15 protein-coding genes are annotated in these 16,433 nt (G+C 45.7%); 5 read left to right on the plus strand and 10 right to left on the minus strand.

The window, feature by feature from the left end:
- Positions 1–36: 36 nt before the first annotated feature.
- Positions 37–579 (minus strand): methylated-DNA--[protein]-cysteine S-methyltransferase, encoded by a 543-nt coding sequence (locus tag AC0J5I_RS00875; RefSeq protein ID WP_475302231.1) that lies wholly within the window; start codon positions 577–579, stop codon positions 37–39.
- A gap of 162 nt (positions 580–741) precedes the next feature.
- On the opposite strand from AC0J5I_RS00875, the gene AC0J5I_RS00880 reads away from it, so the two are divergent.
- The 4 genes from AC0J5I_RS00880 to ftsH all read left to right on the plus strand — a co-directional run bounded on the left by AC0J5I_RS00880 (position 742) and on the right by ftsH (position 4,180).
- Positions 742–966: a helix-turn-helix transcriptional regulator gene (locus AC0J5I_RS00880; RefSeq protein WP_475302234.1), complete on the plus strand. Its 225-nt coding sequence runs from the start codon at positions 742–744 to the stop codon at positions 964–966.
- Positions 953–1,363, plus strand: coding sequence for a hypothetical protein (locus tag AC0J5I_RS00885; RefSeq protein ID WP_475302236.1), 411 nt, complete (start codon positions 953–955; stop codon positions 1,361–1,363). Before AC0J5I_RS00880 ends, AC0J5I_RS00885 begins: the two co-directional genes overlap by 14 nt.
- A 476-nt stretch (positions 1,364–1,839) precedes the next feature.
- The gene (locus AC0J5I_RS00890; RefSeq protein WP_475302239.1) at positions 1,840–2,295 is read left to right on the plus strand and encodes a MarR family winged helix-turn-helix transcriptional regulator; all 456 of its coding nucleotides are present in this window, start codon (positions 1,840–1,842) and stop codon (positions 2,293–2,295) included.
- A gap of 10 nt (positions 2,296–2,305) precedes the next feature.
- Positions 2,306–4,180, plus strand: coding sequence for an ATP-dependent zinc metalloprotease FtsH (ftsH, locus tag AC0J5I_RS00895; RefSeq protein WP_107995708.1), 1,875 nt, complete (start codon positions 2,306–2,308; stop codon positions 4,178–4,180).
- Between the two features lie 284 nt (positions 4,181–4,464).
- Here the strand turns inward: ftsH and AC0J5I_RS00900 are convergent, their stop codons facing one another.
- The 6 genes from AC0J5I_RS00900 to AC0J5I_RS00925 form a co-directional block, all read right to left on the minus strand.
- Positions 4,465–5,418, minus strand: a complete 954-nt coding sequence (locus tag AC0J5I_RS00900) for a carbohydrate kinase family protein (RefSeq protein ID WP_475302246.1) — start codon at positions 5,416–5,418, stop codon at positions 4,465–4,467.
- A gap of 54 nt (positions 5,419–5,472) precedes the next feature.
- A complete protein-coding gene (locus AC0J5I_RS00905; RefSeq protein WP_475302249.1) occupies positions 5,473–6,972 on the minus strand; it encodes a glycoside hydrolase family 32 protein in 1,500 nt (499 codons plus the stop codon).
- A gap of 41 nt (positions 6,973–7,013) precedes the next feature.
- A complete protein-coding gene (locus tag AC0J5I_RS00910; RefSeq protein WP_475302253.1) occupies positions 7,014–8,627 on the minus strand; it encodes an ABC transporter substrate-binding protein in 1,614 nt (537 codons plus the stop codon).
- Positions 8,628–8,673: 46 nt separating this feature from the next.
- The gene (locus tag AC0J5I_RS00915; RefSeq protein ID WP_475302258.1) at positions 8,674–9,555 is read right to left on the minus strand and encodes a carbohydrate ABC transporter permease; all 882 of its coding nucleotides are present in this window, start codon (positions 9,553–9,555) and stop codon (positions 8,674–8,676) included.
- Between the two features lie 15 nt (positions 9,556–9,570).
- Entirely contained in the window at positions 9,571–10,491 is a 921-nt protein-coding gene (locus AC0J5I_RS00920; protein WP_475305765.1) for an ABC transporter permease, read from the minus strand.
- Positions 10,492–10,815: 324 nt separating this feature from the next.
- Complete coding sequence (locus AC0J5I_RS00925) at positions 10,816–11,790, minus strand: LacI family DNA-binding transcriptional regulator (protein WP_475305768.1); 975 nt, start codon at positions 11,788–11,790, stop codon at positions 10,816–10,818.
- Positions 11,791–12,090: 300 nt separating this feature from the next.
- Here AC0J5I_RS00925 and AC0J5I_RS00930 point away from each other — a divergent pair, with 300 nt between their 5' ends.
- Entirely contained in the window at positions 12,091–12,804 is a 714-nt protein-coding gene (locus AC0J5I_RS00930; protein ID WP_475302261.1) for a C39 family peptidase, read from the plus strand.
- Positions 12,805–12,883: 79 nt separating this feature from the next.
- On the opposite strand, the gene AC0J5I_RS00935 is transcribed toward AC0J5I_RS00930, so the two are convergent.
- The 3 genes from AC0J5I_RS00935 to AC0J5I_RS00945 all read right to left on the minus strand — a co-directional run bounded on the left by AC0J5I_RS00935 (position 12,884) and on the right by AC0J5I_RS00945 (position 16,416).
- Complete coding sequence (locus AC0J5I_RS00935) at positions 12,884–14,641, minus strand: methyl-accepting chemotaxis protein (protein WP_475302265.1); 1,758 nt, start codon at positions 14,639–14,641, stop codon at positions 12,884–12,886.
- A 210-nt stretch (positions 14,642–14,851) separates the two neighbouring features.
- A complete protein-coding gene (gene ftsE / locus AC0J5I_RS00940) occupies positions 14,852–15,577 on the minus strand; it encodes a cell division ATP-binding protein FtsE (protein ID WP_475302267.1) in 726 nt (241 codons plus the stop codon).
- A 56-nt stretch (positions 15,578–15,633) separates the two neighbouring features.
- On the minus strand, positions 15,634–16,416 hold the full coding sequence (locus tag AC0J5I_RS00945) for a flagellar hook-basal body protein (protein WP_475302272.1): 783 nt from the start codon (positions 16,414–16,416) through the stop codon (positions 15,634–15,636).
- Positions 16,417–16,433 lie beyond the last annotated feature (17 nt).

The raw sequence follows: 16,433 nt of genomic DNA on the forward strand, positions 1-16,433 counted from the left end.
TTTGCGTATTCTGGAAACAAAAGTCTTTTCTAATTTCTATTTTACCTTTTCACTATTCGCAACCTTCACCTCATGATTCAGCAAATATTCCTTCAAATGCAAACCGCCGGCATACCCTACCAGTTTCCCGTTTGTGCCGATGACGCGGTGGCAAGGGGTGATGACCGATATCGGGTTACGGTTGTTAGCCATGCCGATGGCGCGGACGCCTTTCGGATTTTCGACAGCGATGGCGATTTCCTTGTAGCTGCGCGTCTCGCCGTAAGGGATTTGGCGCAAAGCTTCCCACACTTTCAATTGGAAAGGCGTACCGGCTGCATCCAAAGGCAGCTCGAACTCCTGACGCTCACCATTGAAATACTCCTGCAGCTGACGTTCCCCTTCCAGCAACAATGGCGTGTCCGCCTCAACCATTTCTCCGGCCGCGATTTCCTTCTCGATCCGCGGATCCAATTCCAATACAACATGCTCCAGAAATGTGATGCCATTGCCGTTTTCAGCCAGCAAGTATTTCCCGAGCGGCGTCTGGATATATTTATATGCTTTCATACTGATCATCAGTCCTTTTTTCGTAATCACAAAATTTCTCTCTTTCATTATACACTGCGGTGGCGGCAACATGAAGCATTCGCACACTAGCCAAGCTATGAATGGTCTTTTGAAATGACTTTACAAACAAAAAAAGTAATATATAATTTACCTATAAGGAATATATATATTACACGGAAAGGGGACTGCCCGGTGGAAAATCATGTGAAAAAATTCAGAACAGAGAAAAATCTTTCACAAAAGGAACTTGCAGACTATGCGGGGATTACAAGGCAAACCTTAAGTCTTATCGAAAAATCCGAGTACAACCCCTCGCTCAAGCTCTGTCTTCAACTCTGCTATGCACTCAATAAAACATTGGATGACGTTTTTTGGATCGAACAATCGGAAGGAGCAACAGAAAATGAAAAAAATTAAAGATGAACGGCTAATCCTGAGGAATTTGATGAACATACGCATTGCTTGGATAGTTCAAAACTTAGCGATCCTTATTTTTCTGGTTTATCAAGTTATCAAGTCACAAGAAACAAGCGGTGTCTTTACATATGGCAATCCGCTCTGGGCAGTCTTTACGATAGGTACATACACGCTAGTTGTTCTGTCTGTGAATGTCAGTGGTCCTATGGAGGACAAGGAAAAAATGACCCACAAAAAAATTACTTTCATTAGTTTGGGCGTTTTTCTTATCACGACTATTTTTTTCTATTTTGCTTTCCTGCAAGTCCATCCGCTATTGGCTTTGATCAGTGGGACAGTAGTTGCAATTATTATTTACGGACTGCTAAGGTACGCTAATCGATTCAGAGATCAATAAGCTTTTATTTTGTACCAAATAAATATCCACCAGAATGTTTTGTCGCACGCAAGCGCGCGGGGGCTGTCCCTCTGTATCGTTTGCGTGCGTTTTTTTGTTTCCTCCGGTGAACGCAGGCTTCGCCGGAGTTCGCCCCGCATTCCGGGTGCTCACCTCCGGGGAGACGGGCTTCCTCGGAGCTGAGGCAATTTTTTTGAGCGTTCCTCCGACGAGGGAGCTCTCGTCGGAGCTGAAGCCCCTTCCGGCTACTCTCCTCCGAAGAGCGGCGCACGCCGCAAACATTTCTTATGAAATTATTTCAAGCATCTTCACGATTTCTTCACACACTAGCTCTATAGTAGGTTCACATCATTCCTGCTGAGGATGAACCTTTAGGATTTGCTTAAGAACAAGTTGAACCGCTTGCACAAATAATAGTTTTGATTTAAAATATTTTTACATCACAACTATTATCCGGAAAAGGAGCGGATTTCAAAATGAAAATTGATTTTTTAAAAAAAGAGATCTGGGATTTGATGCGGACCATCCAAGTTTCCAAGGATACCGTGATGTGCCCGGTCGCTAAAGACTATTGCATCACCCCGCTGCAATTGCGGATTTTGATGGAAATCAAGCTGAGCGAAGATCTGTCACTCAACCGTTTGGCGAAGGTGATGGACATGAACAACGGCAACGTCTCCACAATCTGCAAAAAGCTGGAACAGCAAGGCTATCTGACGCGGGAACGGCGCGCGGACGACGAACGTTTCATCACACTGAAACTCACCCCGAATGGCCAAGCGATCCTTCAGAAAATGGAGCAGGATATTGAAAGCAAATACTGCTTGCTGATGGAAGGCGTGTCCGAGGAGCGGCTTGAAAAAATTGCAGTCGGCATCAAGGAACTGCAGCTTTTAATACAGGAAATGAACGAACAACAAAGAGAGGATTGAACTGACATAAATGGCAGATGACAAAAATAAAAACAATCGAAAATGGAATGTGAATTTGAACAACGAAAACCCCGATAAACGCAGAACGACAGCCTATTACTTGTTGATGGCATTGAGCGTCCTGATGTTCCTGAACTATTTTGTATTGCCTAGCTATATGAACCGAAGCGTGGAGGAAGTGACTTACAGCACGTTCCTGAACCAGGTATCGACGGGTGACGTTTCCGAAGTCAAACTGGAGGAAACCCAGATCACCTTCGTCGCGACCGATGACGCGGGCGACAAACAAGTCTACATCACCGGCCTGATAGATGATCCGACACTCGTCACCCGTCTGGAGGAAGCCGACGTGACCTTCAGCAAGGATATCCCGACTGAAGCCTCCCCGATCCTTTCCATCTTGGTTTCTTGGGTCTTACCGCTCCTGCTGTTCTGGGGATTGGGTAGCCTGTTAGGGAAACAGATGGCGAAACGGATGGGCGGCGGAGCCGGTGGCGCATTGTCATTCGGCAAGTCGAATGCCAAAGTCTACGTGAAGGCAGGCGATTCGAAAACATTTAAGGATGTAGCCGGACAGGACGAAGCCAAAGAAGCGCTTAGCGAAGTCGTCGATTACCTGCATCAACCGAAAAAATACCAAGATATCGGTGCCAAGAATCCGAAAGGTATCCTGCTGGTCGGACCTCCCGGAACCGGCAAAACCTTGTTGGCCCGCGCTGTCGCAGGCGAAGCCGATGTGCCATTCTTCAGCATATCCGGTTCCGAATTCGTCGAAATGTTCGTCGGACGCGGCGCTGCCAAAGTCCGCGACCTTTTCAAGGAAGCCAACGAGAAAGCCCCCTGTATCGTCTTCATCGATGAAATCGATACGATCGGTAAGAAACGCGATAACGGCAGCTTCGGCGGGGGGAACGATGAGCGTGAGCAGACCTTGAACCAACTGCTGGCGGAAATGGACGGTTTCGAAGCCAACAAAGGCATCATTCTCCTGGCCGCTACCAACCGTCCGGAATCCCTTGACGCTGCCCTTCTGCGCCCGGGTCGTTTTGACCGTCGCGTACCGGTTGAACTGCCGGACTTGGCAGGACGCGAAGCCATCCTAAAAGTGCATGCAACGAACTACAAGATGGATCCTTCCATCAATTACAATACGATTGCCCGCGCCACATCCGGTGCTTCCGGTGCCGAATTGGCGAACATCATCAACGAGGGTGGCCTGAGGGCAGTCCGTGAGGGCCGCAACGCCGTCACCCAAAGTGATTTGGAAGAATCAGTGGAAACCGTCATCGCCGGTTACCAACGCAAAAATGCGGTCATTTCTCCGAAAGAAAAGGAAATCGTTTCTTACCATGAAATCGGCCATGCGCTGGTAGCGGCCAAACAGACGGAATCCGCGCCGGTCCACAAGATCACAATCATTCCGCGTACTTCCGGTGCTTTGGGCTACACGATGCAGATCGAGGAAGGCGAAAAATCGCTGATGACGAAACAGGAATTGTTCAATAAAATCGTGACGCTGGCAGGCGGTCGCGCCGCAGAAGAGATCGTCTTCGGGAGCATCACGACCGGGGCGTCAAACGATATCGAGCAGATGACCCGGATGGCGCGCGCCATGATCACGCGCTACGGGATGAGCGACACGTTCGACATGATGCAGATTGAAACCCAGACCAACAAATATTTGGGCGGCGACACTTCCATGAATGTGTCCGCCGGGATGGCCGAGCAGGTTGACCGCGAAGTGCTGGACATCATCAAGCAGGCCCACGAAAAAGCCATTGCCATATTGAACGAAAACAGCGAGAAGCTGCATGAGCTGTCCCACCACCTGCTGGTCGAAGAGACCATCACCGGTGCGGAGTTCATGAAGATATTAGGGGAATAATGTCTTCAACTGATACTCAACCACAAGAAACCGGGTTGCCTCAAACGAGGCAACCCGGTTTCTTGTGGTTTGATGATCTGAGTGTCTAATTGTTTGTTTTTGGGTTCGAGTTCGTCTCGAGATTCCCCGTGAAGGTGATTTTGATGGGGAATATTGAGGTTACTGTGGACAATTTCCCCATCAAGTCAGTTTTTGGCGGGTTTCCTGACTGTGATTCGAACTGATTTCCCCGCTAACATGGTTTTTGCAGGTTATTTCTGAGCATAAATTCAGTGCTGCATTTATTATACTTCTAACCCTAACACTTGCTGCATGGTCGGGATGGATTGCATGCCGCCTGGTCGCGTCGTCACCAACGCTGCCACACGATTGGCGAACGTGCCCATCTCGCGGATTTCATCCAAACTGCAGTCTTCCCAAGCATCCTTGCCGGCGATCTGATAGAGGAAGGCACCGATGAACGAGTCGCCTGCTCCTGTCGTATCAACCGTTTGGACGCTGATCCCTTGAACGCTGGCCTTATCGCCTTTGAAGTACAAGTCCGCTCCGTTTTTCCCTTTTGTATAGATCAACAGTTTCGGCTCCGTCTTCAGCAATGCCGCTAGCCCAGCTTCTTCTGAATCCTTGCCCGTTATGAACGCCAATTCATCATCGCTGATTTTCAAGATGTCCGCATACGGGAGGAATTCTTGGATCGTCTGTTTCAGCATTTCCGGATTCGGCCAGAGATTCAAGCGGAGATTCGGGTCAAAAACAATCGTCCCTCCTGCCTGCTGCATTTTCTCCAAAGCCGCAAGATGCGCATACTTTACTGGGGCTTCAATCAGATCGACCGAGCAAAAATGCAGAATGTCTGCAGAGCTGAAAACAAGCTCATTTAGCTCTTCCTTGTCCAACAGCATATCCGCGCTGGGATTGCGGTAGAAACTGAATTCGCGTTCCCCATTCTCCTGGAGCGACACAAACGCCAACGCCGTGTTTGCCTCAGCGGTCCTGTACAAGTGCCGGATGTCGACCTGGTTCTGTTTGAGGACATCTGTCAGATAATCCCCGAAGGCATCCTGACCAACTTTGCCGATGAAGCTCGCATTTCCACCCAGGCGGCTGACCGTCACAGCTACATTTGCCGGCGCCCCTCCCGGTTGTTTGGTGAAACTCTGGACATCTTTCAAGGGCACGCCGATTTCACTCGGGAAAAAATCAATCAGTATCTCTCCAATCGTATAAACTCTCCGCATAATGTCTCCTTCATTCCTAAACTATTTGTCTGGCACACCTAACTGCAACTCCGATTAGACGAAGGGCGTGAAAGTCGCTTCCTCAAAAACAGCTTTTCCGCTGCATTCAAAAGAAATGCCCGTCGCTTCCTCGGTCGGATAAACATTTGCGGTCATGACCGCTTCACCGTTTCGCTCAAATACTTCAATCGACGAATGGTCCAAGTAAATCGCGAGTTCAAGATAATCCCGATCTCCTGCCAATGTGACTTTCCGGCTGACAGGAGGTGTCGCTTCTTCACCTTTCAGTTCGATGCCGCTTGTGGATCGGTCGATTCCCAGTTCATTCTTTTCTTTATTGAAGGACACTACTGTTCTTTCGTTCTCGTTCTCACGGAGATGGATGGACATTTTTTCCAATCCAGACGTGTCCACTTTCAGCGTCAGCAATCCGCAATCCCCTGCGATACCAGGGATTGTTTCTTTGGCATCTGCCATAGTGATCACCGGGCTGATTTCTCCCTGATTGCCGCTGTTCGCTACAATGCCGATCGGATATTGCTTCAACTTGCCATCTTCCCATTTCAGCTCTCTCGGGATCGTCATCGATCCTGTCCAGCCGTGGCCCAGCTCATCTGTCGGGAAATTTCTTCCCCACATCTGCATCCAACCGATGCAGATCCTTCTGCCTTTGTCGTCCTCAAGGCTTTGGGGAGCATAGTAATCCAAACCGTGATCCAATTCTTGATAACTTTCCGGGTGGAACTGTTTCGTCGCCCAATCCACCTCGCCGACAGCCAGTACCGACGCATTCAGATTCTGATAGTCGTCCCCATCCTGCGGCCATTGCATCGGCGAGAAGATCAGGCAATCTTTCCCATCCAAGTGGAAGAAATCCGGGCATTCCCACATGATCCCTTGCTCTTTGTTCCCCTTCAGGAAGACGGAGGCAAACTCCCATTCCACCAAGTCAGCAGATTGGTAAAGCAAAATCTGCCCTGTCTCGTCGCTAGCCTTGGAGGCGACTACCGTATAGTACATGCCTTCGTGTTCAAAAACTTTAGGATCCCGGAAATCGATCTGGGAAGCATCCTCCGGTAAGGCAGCGATCGGGATGACCGGATTTTGCTGCACTTTATCGAAATGCAGCCCATCCTCCGACACCGCCAGGCACTGCACCTGGTGATGCACGCCTTCTTCATCGGCTTCCGTTACGCCTGTATACAGCAGATACAGTTTTCCGTCCCGTTCAATGGCGCTTCCTGAGAAACAGCCGAATCGGTCGTAAGCCTGATCCGGCGCCAATGCGACAGGCAAGTCTTCCCAATGGATCAAGTCCGTCGACTTCATGTGTCCCCAATGCATCGGGCCCCATTTCGCATCATACGGGTGAAATTGATAAAACAGGTGGTACGCACCTTGGTACTGGATGAAACCGTTTGGATCGTTCATCCAGCCCACTGGCGGTGATGCATGATAGCGATTCCGGTAAAGAGGATTCACTATTCCTTTATTTTCTGCTATATATCGGTTGGCCCGCTCTATTGAATAGACCACTTGGCTTTGAATGCTCACGCTATCCCTCATTTCTTGGATTTGATTTATTTTCTTTCTTGTTATTTGTTGTTTGACAAGTATGTATCATAAGCATCTTGTTTGATTTGCATCCATTCTTCCAATCCTAAACGGTTCAGCTCTTCTACATAGGCATCCCATTCTTCGGCAATTTTGCCGTTAGCGATCCATTCTGCACGTTTTCTGTTGACGAACGGCATCAAATCCGCTTCGATTTGAGCAATCCGGTCTGCCTGTTCCAATGACAAGAATACGCGTGGATAATTGAATTGATTATGAACATCAGCCAAGTACGTGTCTTTGAAGATGTCCAAACGCCATTGCGCATCATCCGGCATCGTCGTCACAGTTCCGTAGTATTCATCCAAGATTGCCAAAGGTCCGCCAGCTTCTGTTTTTTGGCGCAATTCGCCCGGTGCAGTGCCTTCCAGCGGCAGGTGTTTCAATGAATTGGTTGCTTCAACGTATTCAAAGATATTTTGCTGCGTCTCATCTCCGTAAGTACCCCAGTTGTTCTGCACAGATTGGATCGGTACGTACATTTGATCTGCCCATTTGGCAGTCAATTCCAGATTTTTGTTGGCGCTTGTGATGACGAAACGGTCACGGCTGAATCCGAAGCCGTTCGTACGCGTAACGTGTTTTTCTCCGCTCGGACCAGCCAGTGCAGGCAGCGGCTCGTAGGAATCGTTCGCTCCCGAAACGTTGGCTTTATCCCATGAGAAATACACGCCGAACAGTTGCTCTTTCCCTTTCGCAACGTACGCATTCCAATCTTGTTCGAAAGCTTCCACATCAATCAGATTTTTATTGTAAAGTTCGTTGAAATAAGTGACGCCATTTTTGAATTCTTCGTTGTCGGCAGTAAAGTCGATTGTGCCGTCATCATTGACTACCAAGTGATCATCGTTGTCGCCAATGCCAAATGCGCCGAAGAGGAACTTCATGTCTTCATTTCCGCCATCATTGATGAAAGACATCGGGATTTCATCCGCTTTGCCATTGCCGTTCGGGTCTTGGGTTTTGAATGCTTCCAATACCACCATCAATTCTTCCGTTGTTTGCGGCATCTCCAAGCCCAATGCTTCCAACCAATCCACATTGATCCACGGAATATCATTTACGGTATGGATGGACTCTTTATCCTGGCCCAATTCTTCGATCCATGGCAGCGAGTAGATATGGCCGTCCGGCGCTGTGATCATGGCCAGGTATTCCGGGTTTTCGTCCAATACCTTTTTGAAGTTCGGCATATGTTCATTGATCAGGTCTTCCAAGGGAATGATGATGCCGTCTTCCGCCCAAGAAAGCAGATCGTAGTCGCTGGCGCCGGCATTCCACATGGCATCAGGCAAGTCGCCGCTGGAAATGTCCAGATTTCTTTTTTCAATGTAATCCGAAGAATAGTTTTTCCATTCGACTTGCACGCCCGATTGCTCCTGCAAACGCTGGAAGATCAACTTCTCATTCGGATCAGCCGGTGCCAACGGAGAACTGGAAGTGGACATCTTCAAGGTAACTTCTTCCTCCAAAGGGAACGAGACATTGGTCAATTCGTAATCGGGGGAAGAGGCCCCGCCGGAAGAACCGCATGCTGCTAAAGTCAGGACTGTTGCTGTGGATAATAGTGCTGTGCCAAGGTATTTTACTCTCATTTTGTATTTCTCCTTTGTAGTGTATTTATTTTGTGTTGCGTATTGCCTAACCTTTGAGTGAACCTGCCATCATCCCTTTATCGAAGTACTTCTGGAAGAATGGATACATGATCAGAAGCGGTAAGCTGGAGATGACGATTGTTGAGTATTTAATCAGTTCGGCCAACTGGGCCATTTCCGCCATTTGAGTCGCCGATCCGATCATATCTTGTTGTGGTTGATTTTGAATCAGTATTTTTCGCAGCACAATTTGGAGTGGCTGCAGGTCCGCATCATTCAGGTAAATCATGGCATCGAAGTAAGAATTCCACTGACCCACGAAAGCGTAGAGGAACAATACGAAGATGATTGGTTTCGCCAATGGCAGCATGATCTTAAAGAATATCTGCAGTTCATTCGCGCCATCAATGATGGCTGCCTCCTCCAACTCGGCGGGCAATTGTTGAAAGTACGTCCGGGCCAAGATAATGTTCCAAACATTGATTGAGCCTGGAAGGACAATTGCCCAGACGGTGTTCAACATGCCCAGGTTTTTCACTAATAAATAAGTAGGAACCAACCCGCCACCTACGAACATCGTGATTATAAAAAAGATTGTTAGCGGTCGTTTGCCTACCAGTTTTTTTCTTGATAAAGGATAGGCAGTCAAGATCGATACCCCCACGGTCAATGCACTGTAAGTGAACGAATAGAAAATCGAATTCACAAAACCTCTTATGATTGCCGGGTCCTTCAGCACCCGATTATAGCCATCCAAACTCCAATTCGAAGGATTCAGACTCAGGCCTTGCGAGCGGAGAATGAAGGGATCCATGAAGGAAGCAATCAATACATACAGCAACGGCGATAGAGTGATCAATACCAGAAGCCCTATCAGAATGCGGTTCAGCAGCAGGACGCTGCGGTCAAATTTTGTCAACGTTATCATTTTGTTCTCCTCTCTCTATAAAGCCGCGTCATCATTGTTTACTTTGTTCGCTATCATGTTTACGGCCAACAGCAAGATGACATTGATGACTGTATTGAATAACCCGACTGCCGTTGAATATCCGTAATCCCCCATTTGCAACCCGACTTTGTAGACGTAGGTCGAGATGATCTCCGAAACAGGCAGGTTCATAGATGTTTGCATCAGGAAAGCTTTCTCATAACCAACGTTCATAATCCCCCCGACAGAAAGGATGAACTGAATGACCATGATCGGGCGCAGCGCCGGAAGATCGATGTACCAGATCCGGTACAAGATATTGGCGCCGTCCATGTGAGCTGCATCGATCAGATCTTGGCTGACGTTTGCCAGTGTGGCTGTGTAGAGGACCGATGCCCATCCCATGCCTTGCCAAATGCCGGATAGGATATACAAAGTCCGGAAATAATTCGGGTCGGTCATGAACGTGATCCGCGAACCGGTGATGGTTTCAATAAATCCGTTGATGGGGCCATCTGCGGCCAGGAACATGAACAGCATCCCCACAACAATCACCAAGGAAATAAAGTTCGGTGCATACAGAATCAGTTGGAATCGCTTCTTCCATTTTGTGCTGATCAGATGATTCAAGGATAATGCCAAGAGGATCGGCGGGAAGAACCCCAAGATCAGTCCGTAAATACTTATTTTGAGCGTATTCTCCAATAACACTGAGAAGTTCGGTGAGTCGATGAACTGTACGAAGTTTTCCACTCCCACCCATTCGCTTCCCATGATCCCACGCAGCGGGTTGTAATCCTTGAAAGCCAAGAGAATGCCGTACATCGGGAAATATTTAAATACCAGTGTGAGTAACAGTCCCGGCAACAGCATATAGTAGAGCATTCGGTGCTGTTTGATGAATTCCCATTTTGTTTGTGTGCCCTTTGGTTTGATGCTTGTCTGGCTTTTTTTCATGACTAATCTAACTCCTCCTTTTGAAAATTGAAACGTTTCCACTTTGCTTCAAAAAAATGTGGAAAGATTCATGCTCGATAATTGAAACGTTTCCACTTTAGTTCAAAAAAATAAATTCTGAAGAATCGGCATGCTACTTTTGAAATCGGTGCGGTTGATGGATCATCAAACTGCCCGCGATTTCAAAAATAGGGAAACGTTTATTCGATAATTGAAACGTTTCCACTTTGCTTCAAAAAAATATGTTTTTGATTTAAACATATAATAATTCAGTAACCGTTTTCTGTCAATACCCAAAACATATTATTTTAAAATTTCATTTTTCGTCGTCGGTCCTTCTACGTAATGGACTGGCAAAGTGATCTTCGTTTTGACGGGTTCGCCATCGATCACTTGGATGATTTTTTCGACTGCGGCTTTGGCCATCAAGTCAACGGGCTGACGGATTGTCGATACGATCTGTCTGCGACCGGCTTCCATCTTGATGCCATCGCATCCGATGATCTGCACTTCCTCCGGCACTTTGCGATTCATTTCTTCCAAAACTTCCAGAATATCCAAAGCAATAAAATCTGTGTGGGCAAATACGCCATCCACATCCGGATTTTCTTCGAGAAAGGTTCGTATCTCTTGCTTGAATTCCATAACTGGGTCTTCCCCATCGTAGATGGCATAAGGAATTTCCATAAGCTCAGCTTGCGCTACAAAGCCTTCTCTTCTCTTTGTCGTCTCGCTCGGAAAGCGTGAATGGGTTCCGATATACCCGAGTTTTTTACAACCCTTCTCAACCAACTTTGCTACAGCCAACTGGCCTGCATGAAAGTTGTCTGATGTGACGCAAACCGTTTCTTCCTTGAAATGACGGTCAATGGTGACGAAAGGCAAATGCGATGAGACAAAATTATCCAAATCCGAATAGGTGATGCCGATGATGCCGTCCACCTTGTTTTCTTGAACCATCTGAATATATTCCAGTTCCTTGTCATTGCTGACATCAGAGTTGCACAACAGCAGCTTGTATTTATGTTCAGACAAATTCCGCTCCACATAGTAGGCGAACTCCGAAAAAAATGGATGCCAAATCGTCGGAATGATCAATGCAATCGTGTGCGTCTTGTTCATCTTCAGGCCACGCGCATAGGCATTCGGAATATAATTCAACTCTTTCATCGCCGCTTCCACTTTTCTGCGCGTCGATTCTTTTACAGCTCCGGAATTGTTCAGCACACGCGATACGGTTCCGACGCCCACCTTCGCTAAAGCAGCTACGTCTTTCATTGTTCCCAATTGAAACACCTCCTTTCCTGTATACACTTACAATCTAATTATTATGATAGCAGAGTCAACAAAATAAGTATAGCTGTTCTTTGGGAGCATTGCTTTCTCAAGGATCGTGCCATGCTTGATTCCATTTTATTATTTTAGCGAATTTTTTTGGGAGAATGGGTTAACTTTATTCGATTGCTGCCGACTATTATAGAGGTATTTCTAATTTTGGTTTATAAGTTATTACATCGGCATTGTGCAAACAGTTTTTTTACACTGTATAAATACATCACTACTCGAAGGAGGCTAATTATGCGGAAACGAACGCTTTTCAAAAGAGGGTTGCTGATAATTATTATCGTCAGTACATTATCCATCAGGCTTGCACCCCCTGAGAGCGCATCTGTGTTGGATGATCTGGCAGCTGTAGCAGAAGCCCCAAAAGAAGTTTTATTGGATGTCCCTCTATTGAATCAAATGGATTATCCCGTTTTATATAACGGTTGTGAGGTAACCTCGCTTACAATGATACTGCAGTACAACAACGTTGATGTATCGAAAAATGATGTCGCTGCTTGGCTCCCTTCTGTTCCGATCATTTATGAAAACGGCCTGCGCGGCAACCCAAACGATGCTTTCGTAGGGGACATTACCGGTTATAATTCTGGTTTCAGTGTCTACCATGGACCGATAGCTATCTTAGCTTCAAATTTCGTGTCATCAGATCGCATAAAGGATATCACGGGCAGCTCATTTGATGCTGTGATTGATGCCTTGAATCAAGGATACCCAGTTTGGACAATCACCAGTACAAGCTATGCCGCTGTAGATGATATGGAAGTGTGGCAAACGCCTACTGGTGAGGTTAGCATCAGTTATAGTGAACACAGTGTCGTAGTAGTTGGCTATGATGATAATTATTTTTACGTAAATGATCCTTATGGCAAAAAAAACCAACCTGTGGAAAAAAGTGCATTCATTGCCTCTTGGGAGCAATTCGGCAATCAAGCCATCTATATACAATAAATAAATGAATGAATCATTCACAGATAAAAACTCTCCAGTAAGCTTGAGCGGCTTACTGGAGAGTTTTCTGTTTTTTGGATTAAAATTTAAATTCTTTGACCAATAGATTCAGCAGGTCGGCGAGGCCTGCGATTCTTTCGGAATTCATCGAAACTTCTTCCATGGAACTGCTGATTTCCTGGCTGGCAGCCGATGTCTCTTCTACTCCAGCAGCGGATTCTTCCGAGATTGAAGCAATCTCTTCGATGGACGTACTCATGTTATTTGTATTCTCAGCCAACCGCGCCAAATTATTGGTTACGCCAGAAATATTCGTCACCATGCTGTCCAATTGCATTTTCATCTCACTGAAGGTGTTACTTGTCTTATCAATCTGGGCAGCCCCCGACTTCACTTCGGTATAGCCCGACTGTAAGGATGAACTTACGTTTTTGGATTCTTTTTGGATAGTGTCCACAAAACCTGTTATGTCCATGACGGAAGTGGCGACTTGTTCAGACAGCTTTCTGACTTCATCGGCAACAACAGCAAAGCCTCGGCCATGTTCTCCAGCTCGTGCAGCCTCTATGGCAGCATTCAAGGCCAGTAAATTCGTTTGATCCGCTACATTTTGGATAAGTCCGACCAATTTGTTGATTTCTTGGGTCTGATTTTCCAAAATATTCATCTTATCGACAGCCTCTTGCATGATGTCCTGAATTATGTTCATCTGCAGACTTGATTTTTGCATCAGTTCTTCGCCTTGATTTGTATTTGCAAGGATTTCTTTAGAACCTTCTGCAATTTGAATGGTGTTCTGATTAACAGCTTGGAACTCATCGTTGAATACATCGATCACAGTCGCCAAGTTACTTGCACTGCTCGCTTGCGTTTCAGATCCGGTCGCCAATTCCTGCATTGTGATAGCCACTTGTTCAGTGCCTAATTTCACTTCTTTTGAAGCTTGGTGGAGGTCCCTACTGTTCTCCTCAAGTGTATGTGATGCTTCTGAAATGCTTACAATAATAGCTTTCAACTGTTGCTGCATTTGATTGATCGCATCACCCAGTTTGCCTAATTCGTCAAAATGTTTGATGTCGATAGGTTCTCCATTCAGTTTTCCAGCTGTCAGTTCGGTTGTTTTGTCCATCAATATCTTGATACGCTTCATCAAATCGGAAGAAATCAATAATGCGATAGCGATACTCAGCAATAGTGCAATTATGGATATGATGAAGGTTACCTTCACGGCATTCTCTCCATGAACAATGACACTATCTCCTTCTTCGTTAATGGAAGCTATTCTGGCTTCAAGTGCTCCTTCCATTGCGCCAATATTTTCAATCGCAAGTGGCTCTGCTTTCTCAAACATTGTGTTTATCGCTTGTTCCTGGTTACCTGCTAGGTAGACGTTGATGACTTCTTCGCGCGTGATCCGGGTCCATTCATTGATTCCTTCAAATAGCTCCACAATCACCTGCTTGTTCCCGTTAGCCTCCAGAATACTTGCTTGGATAGCTTCGCTTTGTTGGGTGTAGTTTTCAAACAATTCCACATAGGCGGGATCTCCTGACAAAAGATAGCTGCCTACAACGGACATTCGACTCGCAACTAAATAACTGACTTTCGAAGCCTGTTCCAGAATTGGAACACTGACATTCACGATACTGTTAGTTTCTTCATTGATTTCTTTGGATGTAGTGTAGCTATTAAAACCGAGGAAAAAAATAGCCACGACAATGATTGAGAATCCTACAAGTAGATTTGTTCGGATGCTTTTAAATTGTAATAATTTGATCTTGAAATTTTTTTTCGTTTTTGTCTGGGCGTTTTTTACTTCTATATTTGATGCTTGCACTTATTTCACTTCCCTTTACCATTTCTTACCTGATTCAATTTCTGAAAATGAATCAGGCTCTTAACATTACTTCGGTATTGTTTGTGAAAAGTTAATAGTGGGCTTAATTGGAAGTCTATAATAATGCTGAAAAATATACATATGCAAAAAAACTGTGCAAATGAATGCACAGCAGTTCTTATCTCATAGATGGATTAAAACAACATATTATTATACAATGAAATACTCTTTGCGTTTAAAATCATATTGAAGCGTATTTTGCTGTTTCTTTTCTTGATCTTTTATTAGATAGCCATCCTTCATTTCGAGAATACGGAAACGAAAATTTTCGATGATCCCTTGGTCATGTGTAGCCATCAAGATGGTTGTGCCGCTTCTATTGATTCTGTAAAATAAACGGAAAATTTCCAAAGAAGTCCGCGGATCCAAATTCCCTGTAGGTTCATCCGCAAGAATAATTTTCGGAGAATGGACAACAGCACGTGCAATCGCAACCCGCTGCTTTTCACCGCCCGACAATTCATCTGGATAACTATTTACTTTATCTGCTAAGCCCACAGTTTCAAGTGCATGATAGACCTTATCCGAAATAGCTTCAGGATCTTCTCCCATGACCTCCAGCGCAAAAGCGATATTCTCAAAAACTGTTTTACCCGTCAACAATCTACAATCCTGAAATACAATTCCAATATCCCGTCTCAGATGGTGTATGACATGATTATTCATTTTACCGACATTGTGTCCACAAACTGTTACCGTTCCCTTCGTGGGTTTGATGTCCCGGTAAAGTAATTTAATGAAACTAGACTTCCCTGATCCACTGGCGCCTAATACATACACAAACTCTCCTGCTTCGATGGTAACTGATACATCCTTTAGGCTTCTGATACCTCTAGGATATTCTTTTGTTACGCCAGCAACTTCGATTATTGCCATCTTCTCTATTTTCCTCCATCTTTTACTCCCGCAGGAGATCCCCTCAAGCTGCTGTATTATCTCTTAAATCCGTTTATGACACCCATAATCTCATCTGAAGTTTGCGCTGCTTTCAAATTCATGGAATAAGCGCGTTGTGTCACAATCATATCAGTGAACGCGGCTGCCAAATCCACATTGGATGATTCCAAAAAATGTTGCTGTATGCCTCCCAGTGGATAACCTTCTGCTGAGGAATACATACGCGTTCCATCTGCCACTAAATATTGGTTTTCTCCGGCTGGGACAAGGGCATCTGCAGACGCGGGGAAAAACAGCGGGATTCTTCCCGCCAATGTCGTAGTGCCGTTGCTCCCTACCCAAATTTCGCCATTATCCGAAATCGAAAGGGTCGCGTCGGAAAGATTGAGCGTCGGCAATAGGTTTTCCTCGATTGCGAGGGTATTCCCCGCTGAGTTGGTCACCATGCCTTCAGGCCCCACTTGGAATGCGCCATCCCGCGTATAAAAAACATTCCCATTCTCATCATTGACTCTGAAGAAGCCATCACCGGAAATTGCCAAATGGAAATCCCCGGAACTTTCGACCAGTCCACCTTGGGAAAGATCCATTCCTGAAACATTACTTGTTACGCCTGTAGAAATCGATAACTCTCCAAATCCTTCAGAAAATAGCAAATTTTGGTTTTCCATTTGATTGTTGACTAATAGTTCCTGAAAATTTACATTTTTTGCTTTATAAGAAGTTGTATTAACATTCGCTATATTATTTGCAATATTATCCATTCCTGTCTGGAATGCTTTCATCGCTGTTTTTGAAATACTCATAGGTAGACTCATCGTCGTTGGCCTCCTTC

This window comes from Trichococcus sp. TS_SC_9 (assembly GCF_056156325.1).